Below are 19,872 nucleotides of genomic sequence, written 5' to 3'. Positions count from 1 at the left end.
GTCTCACTCCTGACTGCCTGGATTGAGAACGCCATGTCACGACTGTCGGCCGTTATTTTTCTCTACATGATTGGCACGACGGTAACGGCTAACGCGCTGACGCTTTCAGATGAGGAGCGAAACTGGCTTGGCTCACACAAGGAACTTCGTCTGGGCGTCAACGGTACATGGCCGCCATTCGAGTTTCTCGACGCACAAGGTGACCACAGAGGGCTCGCGTCGGAATATGTAGCGCTCATTGAAAAACGCCTTTCCATAACGTTTAAGCCCGTTACGTCAGAGAATTGGAGTCAGGTACTCAATAGAGCCAAAGCGGGCGACATCGATCTATTGCCCGGTGTTATGTCAACGCCAGAGCGGCAGCGATACTTGTCATTTACCCTTCCCTACCTCGATTTCCCGATTGTTATCCTCGCTCACGAACACCGGATGCACCCGCACAACGTAAAAGAGTTACAAAACCTGAAGATTGCCGTCGTTAAAAACGGCGCTCCCCATGAACTGCTTCGCACACAACACCCCGAACTTAATCTGATTCCCTTCCCCAACGTCAGCTCTGCCCTGCAGGCCTTGGCCACAGACGAGGTTGACGCGATAGTGGGTGATCTGGCGTCCAGCGTCTGGAGCCTGCGCCAGCTCAAACTGGACGGCATTTATGTCAGCGGCGAGACGCCCTATCGTTATCAACTGGCTATGGCCGTTCCGCAAAGCCAGCAAATATTGGTCGGCATTTTGAACAAGGTGTTCGCTGAGCTAAGCCCTTCGGAAGTTGATGCCATCCAAGAGCGCTGGGTCGGAAGTTCATTTGATCACCCCCAGTTTTGGCAGGATTTTCTGTTCTATGGCCTTCCCGGCCTGTTGTTACTCTCTACCGTACTGGCAGTGGTCATTCGCATCAATCGCCGATTGAGCACAGAGATCGACCGGCGGGTCACGCTTGAACAAGACCTGCGAACCAGCGAATACCATTATCGAGGCCTCATTGAGAGTCTTTCAGCCATCGCGTGGGAAGCCAATGTCAGTGATTACACGTACAGCTACGTTTCGCCTCACGCGGTAGCCTTGCTTGGCTACCCACTGGCTCAATGGCTGAACCCCGGCTTTTGGCGAAGCATTGTTCACCCCGTCGACATACTCCAAGCGGAGCGATTCTGCGACCAGCAAACCCGCCTCGGCCGTGGCCATAGCCTCGACTACCGGGTGTTTCGCGCCGACGGTAAAGTCATCTGGGTCCGCGATATCGTCAGTTTGATCCACCACGACCAAACCATGGTAAAGCGCGGTTTGATGATCGACATCAGTGAAACCAAGCAAACCGAAGATGCCCTTCGCCTGTCCGAAGGAAAATTCGCCTCGGTATTCACGCAATGCCCTGACATTCTGCTAATCGCTCGGCTGTCCGACGGCTGCGTGCTCGAAGCGAACAAGGCATTTGAAGAGCAGATTGGGCTTAATGCAGACCAGATCATTGGTCGAGCCGCTACCGACCTGAACATTTGGGGAATACCCGGTATTGGTCCGAGCCTGCTCACGCGCTTGCAAAGCGGCAGCATTCGCAACCTGGAAATGCCTTTTCGGCGGGTCGATGGCCGTATGTTCACCGGCCTGATTTCAGCCGAAACCTTTGATCTGGACTCGACGCCGGCACTGGTGGTGGTGGTGCGCGATATCAGTCCGCTTAAAGAAGCCCAGCAACAGCTGCAAATTTCAGAGGAAAAATTCGCCAAAGCCTTTCACTCGTCCCCGGACGGAATGCTCATCACCCGTCAGAGCGACGGCCTATTAATTGAGGTCAACGACGGTTTTACTCGACTTACCGGTTATATCAGCGCGATGTCCCTCGACAACTCGACCATCGACCTTGGCATCTGGGTGGATTTGAAAGAGCGTGATCAGATGATCAAACTGCTCAAGCGCGATGGCTTCGTGCGCGACTTCATCAGCCATATCCGTCGCAGGGATGGTCAGATCAGGTTGTGCGAAGTTTCCGCCAGACCATTACCGATTGGCGGTGAAGAATGCATGCTGACCATTGCTCGGGACATCACCGAGCGCCAGCAAATGCAGGAGAAGCTGCAACTGGCAGCCACCGTATTTGAAAGCACCGCTGAAGGGGTATTGATCACCGACACCCAGCAACGCATCAACGCGGTCAATCGCGCCTTTTCGGAAATCACCGGCTACAGCGAACAAGAAGCTCTCGGCCAGACGCCGCGACTGCTTGCCTCAGGCCAGCATGACAGCGCGTTTTATGCCGCCATGTGGTACCAGCTCAACGCCGAAGGGCATTGGCAGGGAGAAATCAGTAATCGTCGTAAGGACGGCGAGCTTTACCCCAGTTGGTTGACCATCAGCGCAGTGCGTAACCCGGAGCAGGTTATTACGCACTTCGTCGCCGTGTTCGCGGACATCTCCAGCCTTAAACACGCCCAAGCGAGCCTCGACTATCAGGCGCATCACGACCCACTCACCGGCCTCCCCAATCGCACCCTGTTCGAAAGCCGCTTGCAAACCGCGCTCGGCCACAGCCACGATGCCATTGGCCAAGGCGCCGTTCTATTTCTTGATCTGGACCGCTTCAAACACATCAATGACAGCCTGGGTCATCCGGTGGGCGATCTGTTGCTCAAAGGCATTGCCCTACGCCTCAAAGAGCAACTACGCGACGTTGATACCGTCTCACGGCTGGGTGGCGATGAGTTCATCATTCTGTTGCCCGGCCTGCTGCATGCCAATGACGCAGAAACCGTCGCGAACAAGCTTTTGGCTGGCTTCAACGCACCGTTTCAAGCGGGCGAACATGAGTTTTTCATCAGCGCAAGCATCGGCACGTGCCTGTTCCCTGCGGACGGCTCCGACGTTGCGACGCTGATCAAAAATGCCGACGCCGCCATGTACCGCTCCAAAGCCAAGGGCCGCAACCGGGTAGAACGCTATACCCGTGATCTGACCTCTCAGGCCAGCGAGCGGATTGCACTGGAACATGAACTCAGACGCGCCATTGAGCGCAACCAACTGAGCCTTTACTACCAGCCGAAACTCAGCCTGATATCACAACGCTTGGTCGGCGCCGAAGCGCTCATCCGCTGGCGTCACCCCACGTTCGGCGACGTCCCACCCGAACACTTCATCCCGCTGGCCGAAGAAAACGGCACGATCATGCAAATCGGCGACTGGGTACTTGAACAAGCCTGCCGCCAGCTGTGCGAGTGGAACAAAACCTACCAACCGTTTGGCCCTCTCTCGGTGAACCTGGCGGGCGCGCAATTGCGCCAACCCAATCTCCTGCGTCGCATCGAACAGCTGCTTAAAGAATGCGACCTACGCCCCGGCTGCCTGCAGCTGGAAATCACCGAAAACTTCATCATGAGCCAAGCCGAAGAAGCCCTGGCCGTGCTGCACAAACTAAAGAAAATCGGCGTGCAACTTGCCATCGACGACTTCGGCACCGGCTATTCATCGCTCAGCTACCTCAAACGCCTGCCGCTGGATATCCTCAAAATCGACCAGTCATTTGTCCGAGGCCTACCCGACGACCCCCACGACGCTGCCATCGTGCGCGCAATCATCGCCCTGGGCCGCAGCATGCAACTGACCGTGATTGCTGAGGGTGTTGAAACGATTGAGCAGCAACAATTCCTGACCCTTGAGGGATGTGAGCAGATCCAAGGCTTCATCGTCAGCCAGCCCCTCCGCGCCGAAGAATTCTGCGCGAGGTTTCTTCTTATGAACGTTTCGGACTTTTCGGATAGCACAGCCGAGAAACCATCGCTATAATCCGCGACCTACTGAGGGCCTATAGCTCAGTTGGTTAGAGCAGGGGACTCATAATCCCTTGGTCGTAGGTTCGAGTCCTACTGGGCCCACCATCTTCAAGGCCACGTCTTACGTGGCCTTCGTCGTTTCTGGCGTTCGCTGAATCTGAGCGGAAAAACCGTAAAGAACGCAAAACGTCCACAAAACGTCCACACTTGAAAATTCTCACGCGGAAAAAACTTCCAAATTTTCGAGGCGCTCACCACTTTTCGGTTCTTCTTTTTCACCCCCCATGTAAAAGGCAAAGCTGCCTTCAATAAATCCTCAAGAACTTTAGCAATCGGTACCGACCGGTTCTTACTCGACTTCATTTTGGTGTAGTGCACCAGTCCATGGCGCACCTGGGCGCATGCAGAGTCTGCTACGGCAATGGCTGCGCAAAAAATGGCTTACGCCTAATTAACGTAAGCCATTTTTTATTCGTTTCTCCCATCAATCCAGCAAGCGTCGAGAAGATGTCAGTGCTACCCCAGTAACGCATGCTTGAGCACTGAATCCGTTGTGGTCTGATAGTGACTGGACAGCAGCTCACAGGCCTTGTCGATGTCTTTGGCCAGCACTGCGTCCATCAACTGACGGTGTTCGTTGGGCACATCGCGTGCGCTGCTGTCGGCGTAGTGCATCGACAAAAAACGATAGCGGGCCGTCTGATCTCTCAAGGACGAGCACAGGCGCAGCAGCGTGGGCGAGTTGCAACTGGAGATCAGCGCCTGATGAAAAACTTCGTGAGCGTTTTCCCATTCGGGCTTGAGCAGTCGCTCCGGGCCTTCAACCATCGTCAGACGATCCAGTCGATGGTGGGCCGCAAGAACGCGGCTCTCCCACTCCACATCGCCCTGACGAATCGAATCGGCCAGCGTCTTGCACTCAATGTGCAGTCGAGCGGCGGTGATGTCGGCAATTTCTGCCGCAGATATACGGCCGACACTGAAACCTTTTTGATCGGCCGCCGAGACGAAGCCGCTGCTCGCAAGGCGCGACAGCGCTTCACGCAACGGGATGACCCCACCCTCATAAGATTCTGCCAACTCCTTGAGGCGCAGGCGACTGCCTGGCGCTAACTGGCCGTTGATGATGTCCTGACGAATCCGGGCTTCCAACTGCGAAGCCATGGTGCGCTTTTCAGGGGGATCAGCCGATTGCCAGGTAATTAGAGGGGAATTCACGGTCGACTCCGTCTTCACATGTCTGTGCGGATAATACACAGGGCTGTTAATTTATCAAATTCCATAAAATATATATTTTATTGTTGACGATATATTTTTTTGGCTCTAGCTTTGTAACCACACAGTCGGTGCTGCCCTTCATGACCGACGCTTACTAAAACCAATAAGAGAAATCTTTCATGCGTTACGTTAGCTTCCTCAATCAAGGTCAACCTGTCCTAGGTGTCGTCACTGCAAGCGGCGTACGCGTACTGGGAACCGAATCTCTAGAATCGTTGTTAGCGCGCGGCGTCGATCTGAGCACCTACGGTGCCGACGCCAGCGGTGAATTGGTCAACATTGCTGAAGATGCGTATCTGCCATTGATGCAGCGTCCGACCAAAATTGTTTGCGTGGGCCTGAACTACGCCGACCACACGAAAGAGTCCCCTTACGCACAACCGACCTACCCGACATTATTCCCTCGTTGGAATTCCAGCCTTACGGCCCACAACAAGCCGCTGATTCGTCCGCGAATCTCCGACACCCTCGACTACGAAGGTGAAATGGCTGTGGTGCTTAAAAGCGGTGGGCGTCATATCTGCAAGGAAGACGCACTCGATCACGTCGCCGGTTATGCGCTTTTCAACGAAGGCTCGGTACGTGATTATCAATTCATTTCGCCCCAGTGGACTGTTGGCAAGAATTTCGATAACACGGGCGCATTCGGACCGATACTAGTAACGGCCGACGAGCTACCTGCCGGGGGCAAAGGCTTGTTGCTCGAAACGCGCGTCAACGGCAAGGTTGTACAGTCGGCCAATACCACGGACATGCTGTTCGACGTCGCCACAATCATCTCGACGCTGAGCGAAGCAGTAACGCTCGAAGCTGGCGACGTGATTGTCAGCGGCACCCCCGCCGGGGTCGGTTTTGGTATGAATCCGAAGGTCTACCTGAAAGCGGGTGATGTGGTCGAGGTATCGATCGAAGGCATCGGCAAACTAGTTAATCCAGTCATTGATGAAGTCTGATACCTAACACTGATTTGAACTCAGCTCAGGGCTGATATTGCCCTGCGCCCCACAATAAGAAAAATTTAATGGAGGCAATCATGAGCGTGTCCCATGGTGTGCATTCAATCGATCATTACGCGTTGAACGTTCCGTCACTGGCCGAAGCCTACCAATTCTTCAAAAGCTTCGGCCTCGATGTTCAACGTGAACCCAATCAACTCCTATTGAAAGCAATTGACGGCCATGTCTCGGCAAAAATATTCCCCGCCGCGTCCAAGTCGCTCGCGTATCTGAGTTTCAACTGCTACGAGCAGGATTTCAGCGCCATACGTCAGCAGATCGAAACCGCTGGTGGACGTTTTGCAGACCGTCCCGAACCAGGAATTTGGTTCCATGACCCTGACGGTAACCTGTTGCAGGTCAAGGTCGGCGAAAAAACCATGCCAAATCAAAAGTCCGATCACCAAAACACTATCACCCCGCCCAACCGCCGCGGCGCAACGACCCGCGACGCCATGGTACAAATCCGGCCTCGCCGCTTGTCCCATGTTCTGTTGTTCACTCCCAATGTGCTTGGCGCGCTGCATTTTTACGAGCAGGCCCTGGGCTTGAAGCTCTCAGACAAGTCGATGGACATCATCGCCTTCAGTCACGCACCCCACGGTTGTGACCACCATCTGGTGGCGTTCGCCAAGAGTAGTGCCAAGGGCTGGCACCACGCGGCATGGGAAGTGGACAGCATCGACGAAGTCGGCGCAGGCGCGTCGCAAATGGCGAAGGCGGGGCACACCAAGGGCTGGGGCACAGGTCGTCATTGCTTGGGCTCGAACTACTTTCACTACGTGCAGGATCCGTGGGGCTCGTTCTGCGAGTATTCGGCAGACATGGATTACATTAGCGAAGGCGTTGAATGGCCTGCCGGCGACTATCCGCCGGAAAACTCGCTGTACCTCTGGGGGCCAGACGTGCCGGACAACTTCATTTTCAATACTGAAGCGGATACCCCGGCACCTGCCTGAGTCGCTCGGCTCTTATTAAAAAATTGACACTCCTGCATTGCGCTAGCCTCCCCGCTCGCGCGACGGGTCCGGCCCTGCCCGGAAATCATTGCGAAGTACACGAGGCACAGATCATGAATCAGCAAACTACAGTCGATATTGCCATTGCCGGATACGGCCCAGTTGGCCAGACGCTGGCCATCCTGTTAGGCCAAATGGGCTACACGGTCGCCGTATTCGAACGCTGGCCCGCGCTATATCCGCTCCCGCGTGCAGTATTTTACGATCATGAAATTCGGCGAATCTTCCTCTCTATGGGACTTGGCGAGGAACTGGCAAAAATCTCTCAACCTTCAGCACGCTATCAGTGGTTCAACGCTGATTGGAAGGTCTTGGTAGAGATAGATTGGTCCGCCGAATCGATCAGTGACGGGCCGTTCGGTTACTTGTTCAATCAACCATTGTTGGAAGCTGCCCTGGACCGCAAAGCCAAAAGCATCGGCAATGTGCGAGTCCATCAGGGTTGGGAAGCGACAGCGCTGAAACAAGATAACCACGGCTGCGACATGGTTCTTAATCGGGTTATTCGCCAAGACGGTAAGTTTTTACTCGGTGAAGAACAGCAAAGTGTTCGGGCGCGCTATGTGATCGGCGCCGACGGCGCCAACAGCTTCGTGCGCCAGTCGCTAGGCATTGAATGGCAGGATCTGGGCTTTCAGGAAGACTGGCTGGTGGTCGATCTGCAACCCAAGCCCGGTGTGCCACTGGATGTTCCGGATATCGGCCAGTGGTGCAACCCCGAACGCCCCACCACAATGGTTCCCGGCGGACCTGGTTATCGGCGTTGGGAGTTTATGCGTCTGCCCCACGAAGCCATTGAAGACCTTCAAGATACCGACAAGGTCTGGTCGTTGCTGTCGCGCTGGGTCACGCCGGACACTGCAACCTTGGTGCGCCACGCGGTCTACCAGTTTCGTTCGCGAATTGCCTCCAATTGGCACAGCGGTCGGGTGATGTTGGCTGGCGATGCGGCCCACGTGATGCCGCCGTTCATGGGCCAAGGTATGTGCTCGGGAATCCGCGACGCATGGAACCTATCCTGGCGGCTCGATTTGCTGATGCGCGGCTTGGCCGATGAAACGCTGTTGGACGGCTATACACTTGAGCGCAAACCGCAGATCCGCGCCGTTATAGAAGCGTCCATGGCGATGGGAAAAGTTGTCTGCGTATCAGACCCGGTCGAGGCGGCCGAGCGCGACGCGGCCTACCTGAGCGGTAATGTTGCGCCGCTGCCGCCGTTCCCGGGTTTGACCGATGGACTACTGCCAACGGCTGGCCCATTGCGCGGCACGCTTGGAGTGCATGGATCAATCGAGATCGGCGGGAAGGTCAGCCGCTATGACGACGTCATCGGACGCGGTTTTCACTTGCTGGTGAGTGGCGAGCTTGACCCTTTGGTGCTGCTCAGTTCGGAACAGTCGAGATTTATTAGCGACTACGATCTGAAGATCGTTCGACTTGCACAAACGGCGGACAGTAGCCAAGGCATCTATCGAGACGTCTCTGGAAAATACCTGCGATTCATGGCAGAGGCCGGACTCGAAGCCCTCATCGTGCGACCTGACTACTACTGCTATGGCGGCGTGGCAGCGTTGTCGGCGCTGCCACAATTAATCGACACCCTGCGCGATCAGCTACAAAGCAGCGGCCAGCAAACCCGTACCAACAACGACACAAAGACCTGTCACGCCTGACACCGTTTTCCGGGGGCATGGATGCCCCGACCTCCCAAACTCTGACAACAAAAATAAGAGACAGATAATGATCAACATCAAGGTGAAAACGCTTGGTGCGGTTCTGGCCGCCTTTGCAACGCTCAACGCTCACGCCACCCAGATCCCTGAGACAGGTGAAGGCACGGTATTTCGAAGCCTTTTTGGTGACACCTTGGAAAAGGATTATGGGGTTGAGGTTTCTGGCCTGTTTGACGTTGCTTACTCTCGTAACAATCGCTCGACCCATGCTGAGCGTCAGCAAGGCTTAAGCAATCTTCCGGTCGTTGGTTTCGCGGACGAGGGCCTGGAATGGGGGAGCTTGCATCTATTCATCGACAAGCCGCTGAAGGGCAACGTGGTGCCACGTATCACACCGTTGCCAGGGCCATCGCCGAGCGAAGCATCTTTCGGATTTACATTCGAATTGAACTACGGGCGTAATGCCCAATTCGCTCGCACTACAGGCTGGGACATGCACTGGGATGTCAACTCGCCTGGTGATACCAACCTTGCCAAGGCCCAGCGCGACAAACAAAAATTCCTCGCGATTCCCAACATCGCTGCCACCGCCTATCTGCCTTATGGTCCTGGTATCACGGCCATGGCTGGGATATTCGGACCGGCCATGGGCTATGAAATCCCGCCCAACATTCGCGCTGCTCGTAATCCGTTTGCGAGCAAGACCTATGCCTTCGTTAGCGAGCCGGGAACTGTCAGTGGCGCACTCCTTGGCACTCGATTGTACAACGGCAAATCATCAATTCTCGGCGCCGAACTAGGGGTAGTCCAAGGGTGGAACAACCTGAGCGATAACAACAAACAGAAGTCGGTGATGGGGGCCTTGCGTTGGCGCACATCAGACATGCAAACCTGGCTCGACTATGAGTTCATCCTCGGCGATGAACAGAATGACACGTCCAACGACGTACAGGCTCCAACGTCGCGCCTGATATCGCCAGAAGGTCAGTTCAAACAACAACACTCGCTCAACGGCTGGCATCGCTTCGACTCAAACTGGTCGATGGGCGCCGAGGTCGTTTATGGCCATCAGGAGGGTGACGGCAAGGCAACAGCCATCGACATCATTAACGGCCCTGGTTTTGATGGCGCCCATTGGTGGGGAGCCAACGCGGTACTCACCTATCAGCAACGTACGGATCTCTCCTACTCGGTACGAGCCGAGCATTTTGCCGATCCTGATGGGTTCATCCTGCTGCCGGTATCCACTGCTCGCGGCAATTTCAACTCCCTCACCACGGGCTTGCGCTATGACCTGAACAAGTACGTCTCGTTGCGCCCGGAAGTGCGTTACGACGTATTTGATGGCAATACAAACGATCACCCTTTTGGCGCAGGTCGCAACAGTACGCAGCTGACGGGTCTTGTTAAAAACAAAAGAAAACGCATGAAGAACATCATGGTTAAATCGTTTGGCAACGTTCTGTTCGTCTTTGCAACGGGTCATTGCCTGGCGAGCGAGCCCGTGGAGCTCGGAGAAGGTACCTTGTTTCGCAGCCTGTTCGGCGACTCATTGGAGCGCGACGATGGCATCAAGATATCCGGCCTGCTGGATGCTGGTTTTTCACGCAACAACCACTCATCTCATAAAGACCGCGAGTCAGGGCTGACCAACACTCCGGTCGCCGGGTTCGGCGACCAAGGTTTTGAACTGGGCAATATTCACCTGTTCGCCGACAAAGCGCTAAAGACCAATTTTATCCCGTGTGTCACACCTCTGGCTGGATCGACTACGAGTTCCTCGTCAGTGATTCAGAGAACGAGTCGCAGTGATATTACCTGAATGACCTCTAGACCAGGCACGGCTAAAAACCAGTGCCAAGCGTTCATACCCATGCACTTCGTTTAGCACCCAAATCTGCGCAAAGGCGAAGCGAAGACGCTGATCCACTCGTTCGTGAGAGTCTGTCTCCCCATCAACCGGTGCCGCCAAGCTCTGTGCCCGCCTCGCAACACACCCCTCAGTCACCCAGGAGTATTTACAGGCATCACTGCTGAGTCCTGCAGCGATGTTGAATAACCGTTATTAGGACTGCCCAAACCGCTAACCGGAGCCGTCATTATTAGCGCGCGATATCCTATTACAAAAAAACCGATAGCACGCTATTCGACTGAATAGACAACGTGAAATATGAAAAAAACATCGAGCTTTCTTTTTACTTCGACCTGCACTCGCATTTTTAAGGCATTATGCTATCAATGGCGAATTAACTAATTCGCTGGATCTCTAAACGTTATTTCGTTCGAAACATTTTTTCTAAGCAGTGCAAAACCAATAACTAACATCACCTGATAAGCAAAAAATCTAAGGAGTGGATCGGAGGGGCCGTTACAACATATGCAGTACGCTACAAATTACATAACATCGTCAGCGCCTCTGAAATATTTTGACTTAAACGCCACACGATAGCAGCAGTTCTCTCCGGAGCTTATCGACATGGGTTATATCAAGAAAAGGACGCTGGGAGGGTCATACGGCCTGCCTAGCATTTTCAATCACTGGATACCCGATATATCCCCTCGCATCAGGCGCCTAGGGTTGGCAGTGATTTTGCTTTCCTACCTAGCTGCCTCCACCCATCTCTACCTAGCAGGCGGAGTCCGTTTAGGTTATCCGTCGCTCATGATGGTTCCGGTGCTACTCGCCAGCTTGTTATTTGGCGTGCCGGGCGTCTTGCCAAGCGCTCTACCGGCTGCATTGCTAATAACCGCCCTTGGCTCGCAATTTAGCGACGGTGCAGTTTGGGTAACCGAGCTGCCCTTTAGATCGCTGCTGTACGTTCTAATTGGCATGATGGTTGCCATCCCTATACATATCTATGCGTTTTACAGCAGAAAATTAAACTACGTAATGAGGCATGACCCAGGCACCGGATTACCGGGGCGTCGCGCACTGTTTGAAACACTTGATCAGGTCTTTAAGAGCCCGCTTCAACTAAAGACTAAAAATGGCTTGGCGGTCATCTCAATTAATAACATACATGATATAAGCCACACGTTCGGTTATGAGGCTGCCGACACACTAATTGCGGCGTTATGGGAGCAACTTATTGACGCGTTTGAATCCCACGCAACCGTCTACCACTATAACCGGGACTGCCTTGCTGTACTGTTTTTTAGTTCGGATGAAAACCTGACAAAACAAACGCGAACCGTGGAATGTATCTTTGAGCGATCCATCATATATGAAGGCTTGCCCATCCATTTTGATGCACATATAGGCTATGCCCGGCTCTCGGGCGATGACCGACGCGAGGTCGTCAATCGAGCAGAGTCAGCCAGCGAATATGCCCGAGAAATGGGCATGAGGTCAGCGCTCTATACGTCGGCCATGGCGCTGGACAAGCGTCAAAATTTGATTCTTATGGGCGGCCTGTTGGACGCGCTGCACTCTGCGGAGTTAACGCTGCACTTCCAACCAAAAATAAATTTGAAAACCGGCCAATTGGTTGGGTTTGAAGCCTTGTCACGCTGGCAACATCCAACGTTGGGTAACGTCCCCCCTGATCGTTTTATTCCGTTAATCGAACGAACAGCATTGATCCATGCGTTTAGCCTTTGGGCAATAGAAACAGCGTTGATCAAATTCAACAGTTTTAAAAAGCAGGGGGTGCTGACGGTCGTCGCCGTCAATTTGTCGAGCCATAATCTGATCAATGACGAATTTCCTAAGCAGGTTATTCATCTGCTTGATAAATACAACGTAGACAGCTGTTACCTGGAGTTTGAGATTACCGAGTCGGAAATAATGAGAAATCCTGAGAAAGCCATTGAGGTGCTCAAGGAATTGAGCGGTATGCCCATCAGCATTTCCATTGACGACTTCGGCACTGGGTATTCCTCGCTCGCCTATCTACACAAATTGCCCGCCACCCAAATCAAGATTGACCGCTCCTTCATTCAGGACATTAATCACGACTCTGGCCTGCGAAAAATTGTTTCTGCGGCGATTGTCCTGGCTCATAGCTTGGGCATGAAAGTAGTGGCAGAGGGCGTAGAGACAGAGGATCAATACCGATTACTTGAAAGGCTGGGTTGCGACAGCGCCCAAGGTTATCTCATCGCTCGCCCTATGCCAGACGATCAAATATTGAAGTGGTTTGAGCAGTGGGTCGCGCCTTCTTTAACAGCCGATCTTTATGAAGCCTAACGGCTGCATCACGTATCAATCGACCACAACCCTCCCAATCATCTGCGGATGCAGCGTGCAGAAGTACTCAAACACTCCCTTTACCTTGAACGTGTACGAGTACTGGTCCCCCGTATCCAATGCCGCCGAATGAAACGCTTTTTCCACACCCACAATGGTGTGCGGCACCTGGTCGTCGTTGATCCAGGTGACTGTCGTGCCGGCTGGCACGGTCAGGTCTTTGGGTGAGTACAGGAACGTTTTGATATCGATCTGTACGTCCTGCGCCGACGTCGGGATTGACGTCAGCACGCAGGTTAAAGCGAGAATAGGTGCGTAGCGGTTCATGGGGCAGACCGTTAGATTAGGGTTGAGTTGATGAGCGCCAAGGGATGCTCGCCTTGTGTGGCCGACACCTCGGTGACGCCCAAGTAGTTGCGCAGTTGGTCAGCAGCGACGGTCATTGGACCTGGGGCTGGCGCGCTACCGGGAGCCGGTTGAGGGTAAGCAGTCGAGCGGGCAGTATGAAAAGTGATATTGCCTTCGACTTTCTGGATGACTTGATGGATATGACCGTTGAGTACCGTCACCGAGCCATATTTTCGCAGCATCGCGATGGCCTGATCGCCGTCTTCGGTGCCCCAACCCCATGGCTTATAAATCGTCCAGAGCGGGATGTGGGTGAACACGACGACAGGCGTACTGACTGACACTGCGTTGAGGTCATCAGCCAGCCATTTCAATTGGTCGGCACCGAGCGTCGCTTCATGACCCGCTTGGAAGTTGAATACATTGATCAGCGCGATGAAGTGCACCCCATGGTCATCAAAGCTATACCAACCGTTGCCTTTAGTGCCTTTACCGTAACGCTCCAGATAGGCTTTCCCTCCACCTTCGTCGAGGGTGTCGTGCTCGCCGGGCACGTAATGCACCGGGGACGGCAAGCCTTTTAACACTTGGTCAGCGGTGTCGAATTCGACGGGCTTGGAGAGGTGCGTGATGTCACCGGTGTGCAAAATAAGCGCTGGTTTTTTCGGCAGCGCGATCACCTTATCGATGGCCTGCTGCAATGTGTCGAGGGGCGCCGGATTGGCTTCCTTGTTGAAGCCGATATGCGAGTCGCTTATTTGCACGAAATGGAAGTCGTTGGCCAATGACGTTCCGCTAAGTTGGGTGCTCGCGTCATCCAGCGCAAAGGCACGGGGGATGCCGCCGCTCATGACCCAGAGCACCCCCGCGCCCGCCCACGCCGAACATTTCAAGAGCTCTCTTCTCCCCAGTGTGTAGCGTTCGTCGTGACCCTGAACGTTCGGACCAGTTTTCATAAAAGACTCCGTAGATGTGCTTAGCTTGACGAAGCTGTCAGGTCTATAACGGGCGCGGGAGCCTCTTTATTCCACGATCAAATATATTTCTCTGAGCGGGAATAAACCGAGTCGAATCGGAGTTTAAAGAGAGATGAGTCGGGGTCAAAAAGTCGACATGACGCGGTTTGATGAGTTATTAGCGCCGCATATGGATGCGGCCTATAACCTTGCGCGGTGGCTCACCGGCAATGAAAGCGCCGCCCGCGATGTCGTGCAGGAAAGCGCCTTGAAAGCCTTTAAATTTCTTCATCGCTTTGAAGATGGAAACGACAAGGCATGGCTGCTGACGATTGTCCGCAACGAGAGCTTTAACTGGCTTAAAGCCTCGGCAGGTCATCGCTGGATCGCCATCGGCGACGATATCCCGGAAGACGACAGCGCCCTCGCCCACTCTGAGACCCCGGAACTCAGCGCCATCCACACTCAAGATGTCGCCCTTCTTCAGCGGGCACTCGAAGCGCTGTCACCGGTGTTTCGGGAGGTGATTATTTTGAAGGAGCTTGAAGACATGCCCTACAAAGACATCGCCAACGTCACAGATGTACCGATCGGCACGGTGATGTCGAGGCTGGCAAGGGCGCGGGCGATGCTCAAAACTGAATACATGAAGTTATGCTGCCATGAGTGAAATGAACTGCGACCTCTGCCGCCAATGGATGACTGGCTATCTGGACAACGAGCTGGACGCTTCCACACAACAGCAATTTACCGAGCACCTGATGCAGTGCGCCGACTGCCAGCAGCGTCTCGAAGCGCTGAGTCTCCTGAGCGCTGCGGTGAAAACTCACCTTCCTTATTTCACCGCCCCCACTTCTCTGACTCATAGCCTGCGGTCCCGTCTTGAGACCGCGGCGATGATCCAGGATGACTTTTGGCACAGGCTACGACTCTGGATCGCTCCGGCGTTGTCAGCTGCTTTCTTTGCTGCAGCGTTGTTCCTCTATGTCACAACGCCGTCGATTGACGACAGCTGGACCGATGAAGCCGTGTCCAGCCATGTCCGTTCATTGATGGGCGAACATTTGATGGACGTCGCGTCCTCTGACAAGCACACGGTGAAGCCGTGGTTCACGGGCAAGCTCGACTTTTCTCCACCGGTTTACGACTTCTCAGCCCAAGGTTTTCCACTGCTGGGCGGTCGGCTGGATTACCTCCAGCATCAAACCGCCGCTGCGCTTACTTACCGGCATGACAAGCACATCATCAACACCTTCGTGGTACCAACGGCGGAAGCTGATAGGCCGCCGCATACGCAAACCAGACGCGGCTATAACATTGTGTCCTGGCGGCAGAATCATATGCGCTTCATCATCGTGTCTGATTTGGACAAAGGCGAACTGGAAACCTTCAGCCAGCTCACTCGAACGGGTCTGTAGTCGACAAACACGCACCGCAGTTACCAAGGAATCAAAATGCCCCACCCGCTTCTGAAACTCTATGAATCCCAAAGCTCTCCCAACTCCCGTCGTGTGCGGATATTCCTTGCCGAAAAAGCCATCGATATCGAATTGATCCCGGTGGACATTGCCGCCAAAGCTCAATTTTCGCCTGAGTACACCACCATCAATCCACTCAACGTCGTCCCTACGCTGATGCTGGAAGACGGCACCAGCGTGGGCGAAGTACCCGCGATCTGGCGCTATCTCGAAGAGGTTTATCCCGATAAACCGCTGCTGGGCGTTGACCCAAAAGACAAGGCGTTAGTCGCCATGTGGGAACGATGGGCCGAGCGCGAAGGTTTTGCGACGGTCATGGAGGCCGTGCGCAATTGGGCGCCAGGTCTGGCCGGGAGAGCGCTGGCAGGTCCCCATGCGTATGAGCAGATACCAGCGCTGGTTAAGCGCAACGAGGCGCGGCTCGGCCATTTTTATCGGGATTTGAATAAACGGCTGGAGACGGTAGCGTACTTGGCGGGGGATCAGTTTTCGGTAGCAGATATCACAGCGGTGGTCGCCATTGACTTCGCCGTGGAGGCCCTTGAATTGGACCTGCCAGAGGACCTACCAGCGTTGCGGACCTGGTACGCAACGGTGTCTGTTCGCTGGAGTTTGAGTGCCTGAATAAACGATAATTTTGTTGGCGCTGCCGAAGGCTGCGAAGCCCGTAGGGCTCTGCGATTTCATTGACACGGTGATAGCAAGCAGCCGCAGATACTGTGGGAGTAGGCTTGCCTGCGAAGAGGCCCGTAATCACGCCGCTGATGTCGACCTGAAACCTGGGTCGCCTGCATTGACGCTTTCGTTGGCAAGCCAACTCTCACAGAGTCTTCGGCAGATACAAAATGGTATGCACATATCGCAGCCTTGGGCAGCGCCTACAAGTCCGGTGTTTGCTCCGTGACAGCCCAGCGGTGTACAAGCCCGATCACATTGATACAAGCTGGCGCACGAAAACACCGCTTCGGAGGCATCATGGCAAACGTTTACCGCGAAGAAGAATGGCGACTCAGGCAAGAACTGGCCGCCTGTTACCGCTTGATCGCCCATTACCGAATGAGCGACCTGATTTCGACGCATATTTCCGTCCGTATTCCAGGGCCGGAGCATCATTTTCTGATTAATCCCTACGGCCTGTTCTTCGAGGAAATCACTGCCTCGAACCTAGTAAAAATTGATTTGCAGGGCGCTAAAGTCGAAGACTCACCGTTTCCGGTGAATCCGGCCGGTTTCGTGATTCACAGCGCCATTCACTGCGCTCGTGAAGACGCTCACTGTGTGCTGCACACGCATACCAAAGCCGGTTGTGCGGTGGCCGCGCAGGAGTGCGGTTTGTTGCCTGTGAATCAAATCTCCTTGGAGTTTTATGGTCGCGTCGCCTATCACGAGTACGAAGGCATCGCGCTAAACCTGAGCGAACAGCAACGGCTGGTGACCGATCTGGGCGATAACGCCGTCATGATCCTGCGCAATCACGGTTTGCTGACGGTTGGCGAGAGCGTTTCGCAGGCCTTTCTGCGCATGTACTACTTGGAAAAAGCCTGCGACATTCAGATCGCTGCCCAGGCCGGTGGTGCATTGAGCGTTCCGTCGCACGACGTTTGCCGCCGCACAGAGCAGCAGTTCAACGCGCCAGGCAAAGACGTTGCCGAAGGTGAGCTAAGTGACCCGGATGCCAATCGACTGGCCTGGGCCGCACTACTGAGATTGTTGGACCGGATCGCACCTGATTATAAGAATTGAACGTTGCAGGTAACATGCTCGCCCCGCCGTACCAATGGAGATGACCTTGCCCGATAGCCGCCCACTCGCTCTTGACGAAATCGACCGCCAATTGATCGCGGCCTTACAGATCAATGCCCGCGAGAGTGTCGCGATGCTGGCCCGGCAATTGGGAATAGCGCGAACCACTGTGACCTCACGCCTGGCGCGCCTGGAAAAATCCAAAGTCATCACCGGTTACGGGGTGCGTTTGAGTCAGCGAGTAATCGATGGTGGGTTGCAGGCCTATGTCGGTATTACGGTGCAACCGCGTTCGGGCAAAGAAGTGCTGCGTCGGTTAAGCGCCATCGCTCAGGTTCAGCAACTGTGCGCGGTGAGCGGCGAGTTCGATTATGTGGCGTGGCTACGCACCGACTCACCTGAACAACTGGATCAACTACTGGATTTGATCGGTAGCGTCGATGGCGTGGAAAAAACCACGACCTCGATCATTCTCAGCAGCAAGATTGATCGGGGCCAGCCAGTTTGACCCTGTGATGCCAAATCACAGTAGAAGCCAACGTGTTGGCGAGGCATCAAGACTGCACACCCCCGCCAGGCCACCTCGCCAACACGTTAGCTTCTACAGGATTGCAATATGACCACCCTGTTCGTCATAACGCAGCATATTCATCTAAAACGACAACACTTTGCGTCTTATTAACGCGTTCACTCTTATCTAAACTGTCCTCTTTTGTGTTCCCGCCGAGCAAGGTCAGTCATGAACAATAATCGCCATCCTGCAGACGGTAAAAAACCCATCACCATGTTCGGTCCGGACTTTCCTTTCGCGTTTGACGACTGGATCGAGCACCCGGCTGGGCTGGGCAGTATTCCGGCAGAGCATCATGGCGCGGAAGTGGCGGTGGTTGGCGCGGGCATCGCGGGGTTGGTTGCAGCCTACGAGCTAATGAAGCTGGGCTTCAAACCGGTTATTTACGAAGCGTCGAAAATGGGCGGGCGGCTGCGCTCGCAGGCCTTTGCTGGCACCAACGGCATTGTCGCCGAGCTGGGCGGCATGCGTTTTCCAGTGTCCTCTACCGCGTTCTATCACTACGTCGACAAACTCGGTCTGGAATCAAAACCCTTCCCGAACCCGCTGACTGCCGCGTCCGGCAGCACGGTGATCGACCTGGAAGGCACCACCTACTACGCACAAAAACTGTCGGATCTTCCTGCACTGTTCCAAGAAGTCGCTGACGCGTGGGCCGATGCGTTGGAAGCTGGCTCGCAATTCGCCGAGATCCAGCAAGCCATCCGTGACCGTGACGTCCCACGCCTTAAAAGCCTGTGGAATACGCTGGTTCCACTGTGGGACGACCGGACGTTTTACGATTTCGTCGCCACCTCCAAAGCCTTCGCCAAACTGTCCTTCACCCACCGTGAAGTGTTCGGCCAGGTAGGCTTCGGTACCGGCGGCTGGGACTCGGACTTCCCTAACTCGATGCTGGAAATCTTCCGCGTGGTCATGACCAACTGCGACGATCATCAGCACCTGATCGTTGGCGGCGTGGAACAGGTGCCACTGGGCATCTGGCGTCATGTGCCGGAGCGTTGCGTCCATTGGCCGGAAGGTACCAGCCTGGCGTCGCTGCACCGCGGCGCTCCGCGTTCCGGGGTGAAGCGTATTGCCCGCGCCGACGATGGGCGTTTCGAAGTCACCGACACGTGGGGCCACACCCTGCATTACGCCGCCGTGCTGACCACCTGCCAAAGCTGGCTTTTGACCACCCAGATTGAATGCGAAGAATCGCTGTTTTCACAGAAAATGTGGATGGCCCTGGACCGCACGCGCTACATGCAATCGTCGAAGACTTTCGTCATGGTCGACCGCCCATTCTGGAAAGACAAAGACCCGGAAACTGGCCGCGACCTGATGAGCATGACCCTCACTGACCGCCTGACCCGTGGCACCTATCTGTTTGATAACGGCGACGACCAGCCGGGCGTTATTTGCCTGTCCTACTCGTGGATGAGCGACGCGTTGAAGATGCTGCCGCACCCGGTAGAGAAACGCGTGAAGCTGGCCCTTGATGCCCTGAAGAAAATCTATCCGAAGGTGGATATCGCTTCGCGAATCATCGGCGAACCGATCACCGTGTCGTGGGAAGCCGATCCGCATTTCCTGGGGGCCTTCAAAGGCGCCCTGCCCGGCCACTACCGCTATAACCAACGGATGTTTGCGCACTTTATGCAGCAGGACATGCCCGACGAACAGCGCGGGATTTTCATCGCCGGCGATGACGTCTCATGGACCCCCGCGTGGGTCGAAGGCGCGGTACAGACGTCGCTGAATGCAGTGTGGGGCATCATGAAGCACTTCGGTGGCAGCACTCATCCCGAGAACCCAGGGCCTGGCGATGTGTTCAACGACATTGGTCCTATCGCGTTGGCAGACTGAGGAACACCTT

The 19,872-nt window shown here is 54.7% G+C and carries 14 protein-coding genes, 1 tRNA gene and 1 pseudogene; 13 read left to right on the top strand and 3 right to left on the bottom strand.

What is annotated here, in order from left to right:
* Nucleotides 1–33 precede the first annotated feature (33 nt).
* Both RHM65_RS08320 and RHM65_RS08315 read left to right on the top strand, forming a co-directional pair.
* Complete coding sequence (locus RHM65_RS08320) at nt 34–3,777, top strand: EAL domain-containing protein (protein ID WP_322166399.1); 3,744 nt, start codon at nt 34–36, stop codon at nt 3,775–3,777.
* A gap of 15 nt (nt 3,778–3,792) precedes the next feature.
* A tRNA-Ile gene (locus tag RHM65_RS08315) sits at nt 3,793–3,869 on the top strand.
* Nucleotides 3,870–4,280: 411 nt separating this feature from the next.
* Here the strand turns inward: RHM65_RS08315 and RHM65_RS08310 are convergent.
* Nucleotides 4,281–4,982 (bottom strand): GntR family transcriptional regulator, encoded by a 702-nt coding sequence (locus RHM65_RS08310; RefSeq protein WP_322166417.1) that lies wholly within the window; start codon nt 4,980–4,982, stop codon nt 4,281–4,283.
* A 179-nt stretch (nt 4,983–5,161) separates the two neighbouring features.
* Between RHM65_RS08310 and RHM65_RS08305 the strand changes: the two genes are divergently transcribed.
* The 5 genes and pseudogenes from RHM65_RS08305 (at nt 5,162) to RHM65_RS08285 (ending at nt 12,918) form a co-directional block, all read left to right on the top strand.
* Nucleotides 5,162–5,995 (top strand): fumarylacetoacetate hydrolase family protein, encoded by an 834-nt coding sequence (locus RHM65_RS08305; RefSeq protein ID WP_322166418.1) that lies wholly within the window; start codon nt 5,162–5,164, stop codon nt 5,993–5,995.
* Nucleotides 5,996–6,075: 80 nt separating this feature from the next.
* Nucleotides 6,076–6,996, top strand: coding sequence for a VOC family protein (locus tag RHM65_RS08300; RefSeq protein WP_322184701.1), 921 nt, complete (start codon nt 6,076–6,078; stop codon nt 6,994–6,996).
* A 113-nt stretch (nt 6,997–7,109) separates the two neighbouring features.
* Nucleotides 7,110–8,729, top strand: a complete 1,620-nt coding sequence (locus tag RHM65_RS08295; RefSeq protein WP_322184699.1) for a bifunctional 3-(3-hydroxy-phenyl)propionate/3-hydroxycinnamic acid hydroxylase — start codon at nt 7,110–7,112, stop codon at nt 8,727–8,729.
* Between the two features lie 67 nt (nt 8,730–8,796).
* A pseudogene (locus RHM65_RS08290) lies at nt 8,797–10,140 on the top strand (outer membrane beta-barrel protein); the annotation flags it as partial.
* A gap of 1,065 nt (nt 10,141–11,205) precedes the next feature.
* Nucleotides 11,206–12,918, top strand: coding sequence for a GGDEF domain-containing phosphodiesterase (locus tag RHM65_RS08285; RefSeq protein ID WP_322184697.1), 1,713 nt, complete (start codon nt 11,206–11,208; stop codon nt 12,916–12,918).
* A 15-nt stretch (nt 12,919–12,933) separates the two neighbouring features.
* Here RHM65_RS08285 and RHM65_RS08280 read toward each other — a convergent pair whose 3' ends face one another.
* Together RHM65_RS08280 and RHM65_RS08275 are read right to left on the bottom strand one after the other, a co-directional pair.
* Nucleotides 12,934–13,245, bottom strand: a complete 312-nt coding sequence (locus RHM65_RS08280) for a cupredoxin family copper-binding protein (RefSeq protein WP_322184694.1) — start codon at nt 13,243–13,245, stop codon at nt 12,934–12,936.
* Nucleotides 13,246–13,256: 11 nt separating this feature from the next.
* Nucleotides 13,257–14,222, bottom strand: a complete 966-nt coding sequence (locus RHM65_RS08275) for a metallophosphoesterase family protein (protein WP_322184692.1) — start codon at nt 14,220–14,222, stop codon at nt 13,257–13,259.
* A 157-nt stretch (nt 14,223–14,379) separates the two neighbouring features.
* Between RHM65_RS08275 and RHM65_RS08270 the strand changes: the two genes are divergently transcribed.
* The 6 genes from RHM65_RS08270 (at nt 14,380) to RHM65_RS08245 (ending at nt 19,862) form a co-directional block, all read left to right on the top strand.
* Nucleotides 14,380–14,892: a sigma-70 family RNA polymerase sigma factor gene (locus RHM65_RS08270; protein WP_322166431.1), complete on the top strand. Its 513-nt coding sequence runs from the start codon at nt 14,380–14,382 to the stop codon at nt 14,890–14,892.
* Nucleotides 14,885–15,640 (top strand): anti-sigma factor family protein, encoded by a 756-nt coding sequence (locus RHM65_RS08265; RefSeq protein ID WP_322184690.1) that lies wholly within the window; start codon nt 14,885–14,887, stop codon nt 15,638–15,640. Before RHM65_RS08270 ends, RHM65_RS08265 begins: the two co-directional genes overlap by 8 nt.
* Nucleotides 15,641–15,676: 36 nt before the next feature.
* Nucleotides 15,677–16,324, top strand: coding sequence for a glutathione S-transferase family protein (locus RHM65_RS08260; RefSeq protein ID WP_322166433.1), 648 nt, complete (start codon nt 15,677–15,679; stop codon nt 16,322–16,324).
* 351 nt (nt 16,325–16,675) lie between these two features.
* Nucleotides 16,676–17,443 carry a class II aldolase/adducin family protein gene (locus RHM65_RS08255; protein WP_322166434.1) on the top strand — a complete coding sequence of 256 codons (768 nt, stop codon included), beginning with the start codon at nt 16,676–16,678 and terminating at the stop codon, nt 17,441–17,443.
* Between the two features lie 46 nt (nt 17,444–17,489).
* A complete protein-coding gene (locus RHM65_RS08250; RefSeq protein WP_322166436.1) occupies nt 17,490–17,951 on the top strand; it encodes an Lrp/AsnC family transcriptional regulator in 462 nt (153 codons plus the stop codon).
* Between the two features lie 231 nt (nt 17,952–18,182).
* Nucleotides 18,183–19,862: a flavin monoamine oxidase family protein gene (locus tag RHM65_RS08245; protein WP_322166437.1), complete on the top strand. Its 1,680-nt coding sequence runs from the start codon at nt 18,183–18,185 to the stop codon at nt 19,860–19,862.
* The last annotated feature ends 10 nt before the right edge of the window (nt 19,863–19,872 follow it).

This window comes from Pseudomonas sp. CCI4.2 (genome assembly GCF_034350045.1).
Classification (GTDB): domain Bacteria; phylum Pseudomonadota; class Gammaproteobacteria; order Pseudomonadales; family Pseudomonadaceae; genus Aquipseudomonas.
The sequence above is the reverse complement of the archived record's forward strand: the minus strand, read 5'-3'. Positions and strand labels throughout refer to the sequence as shown.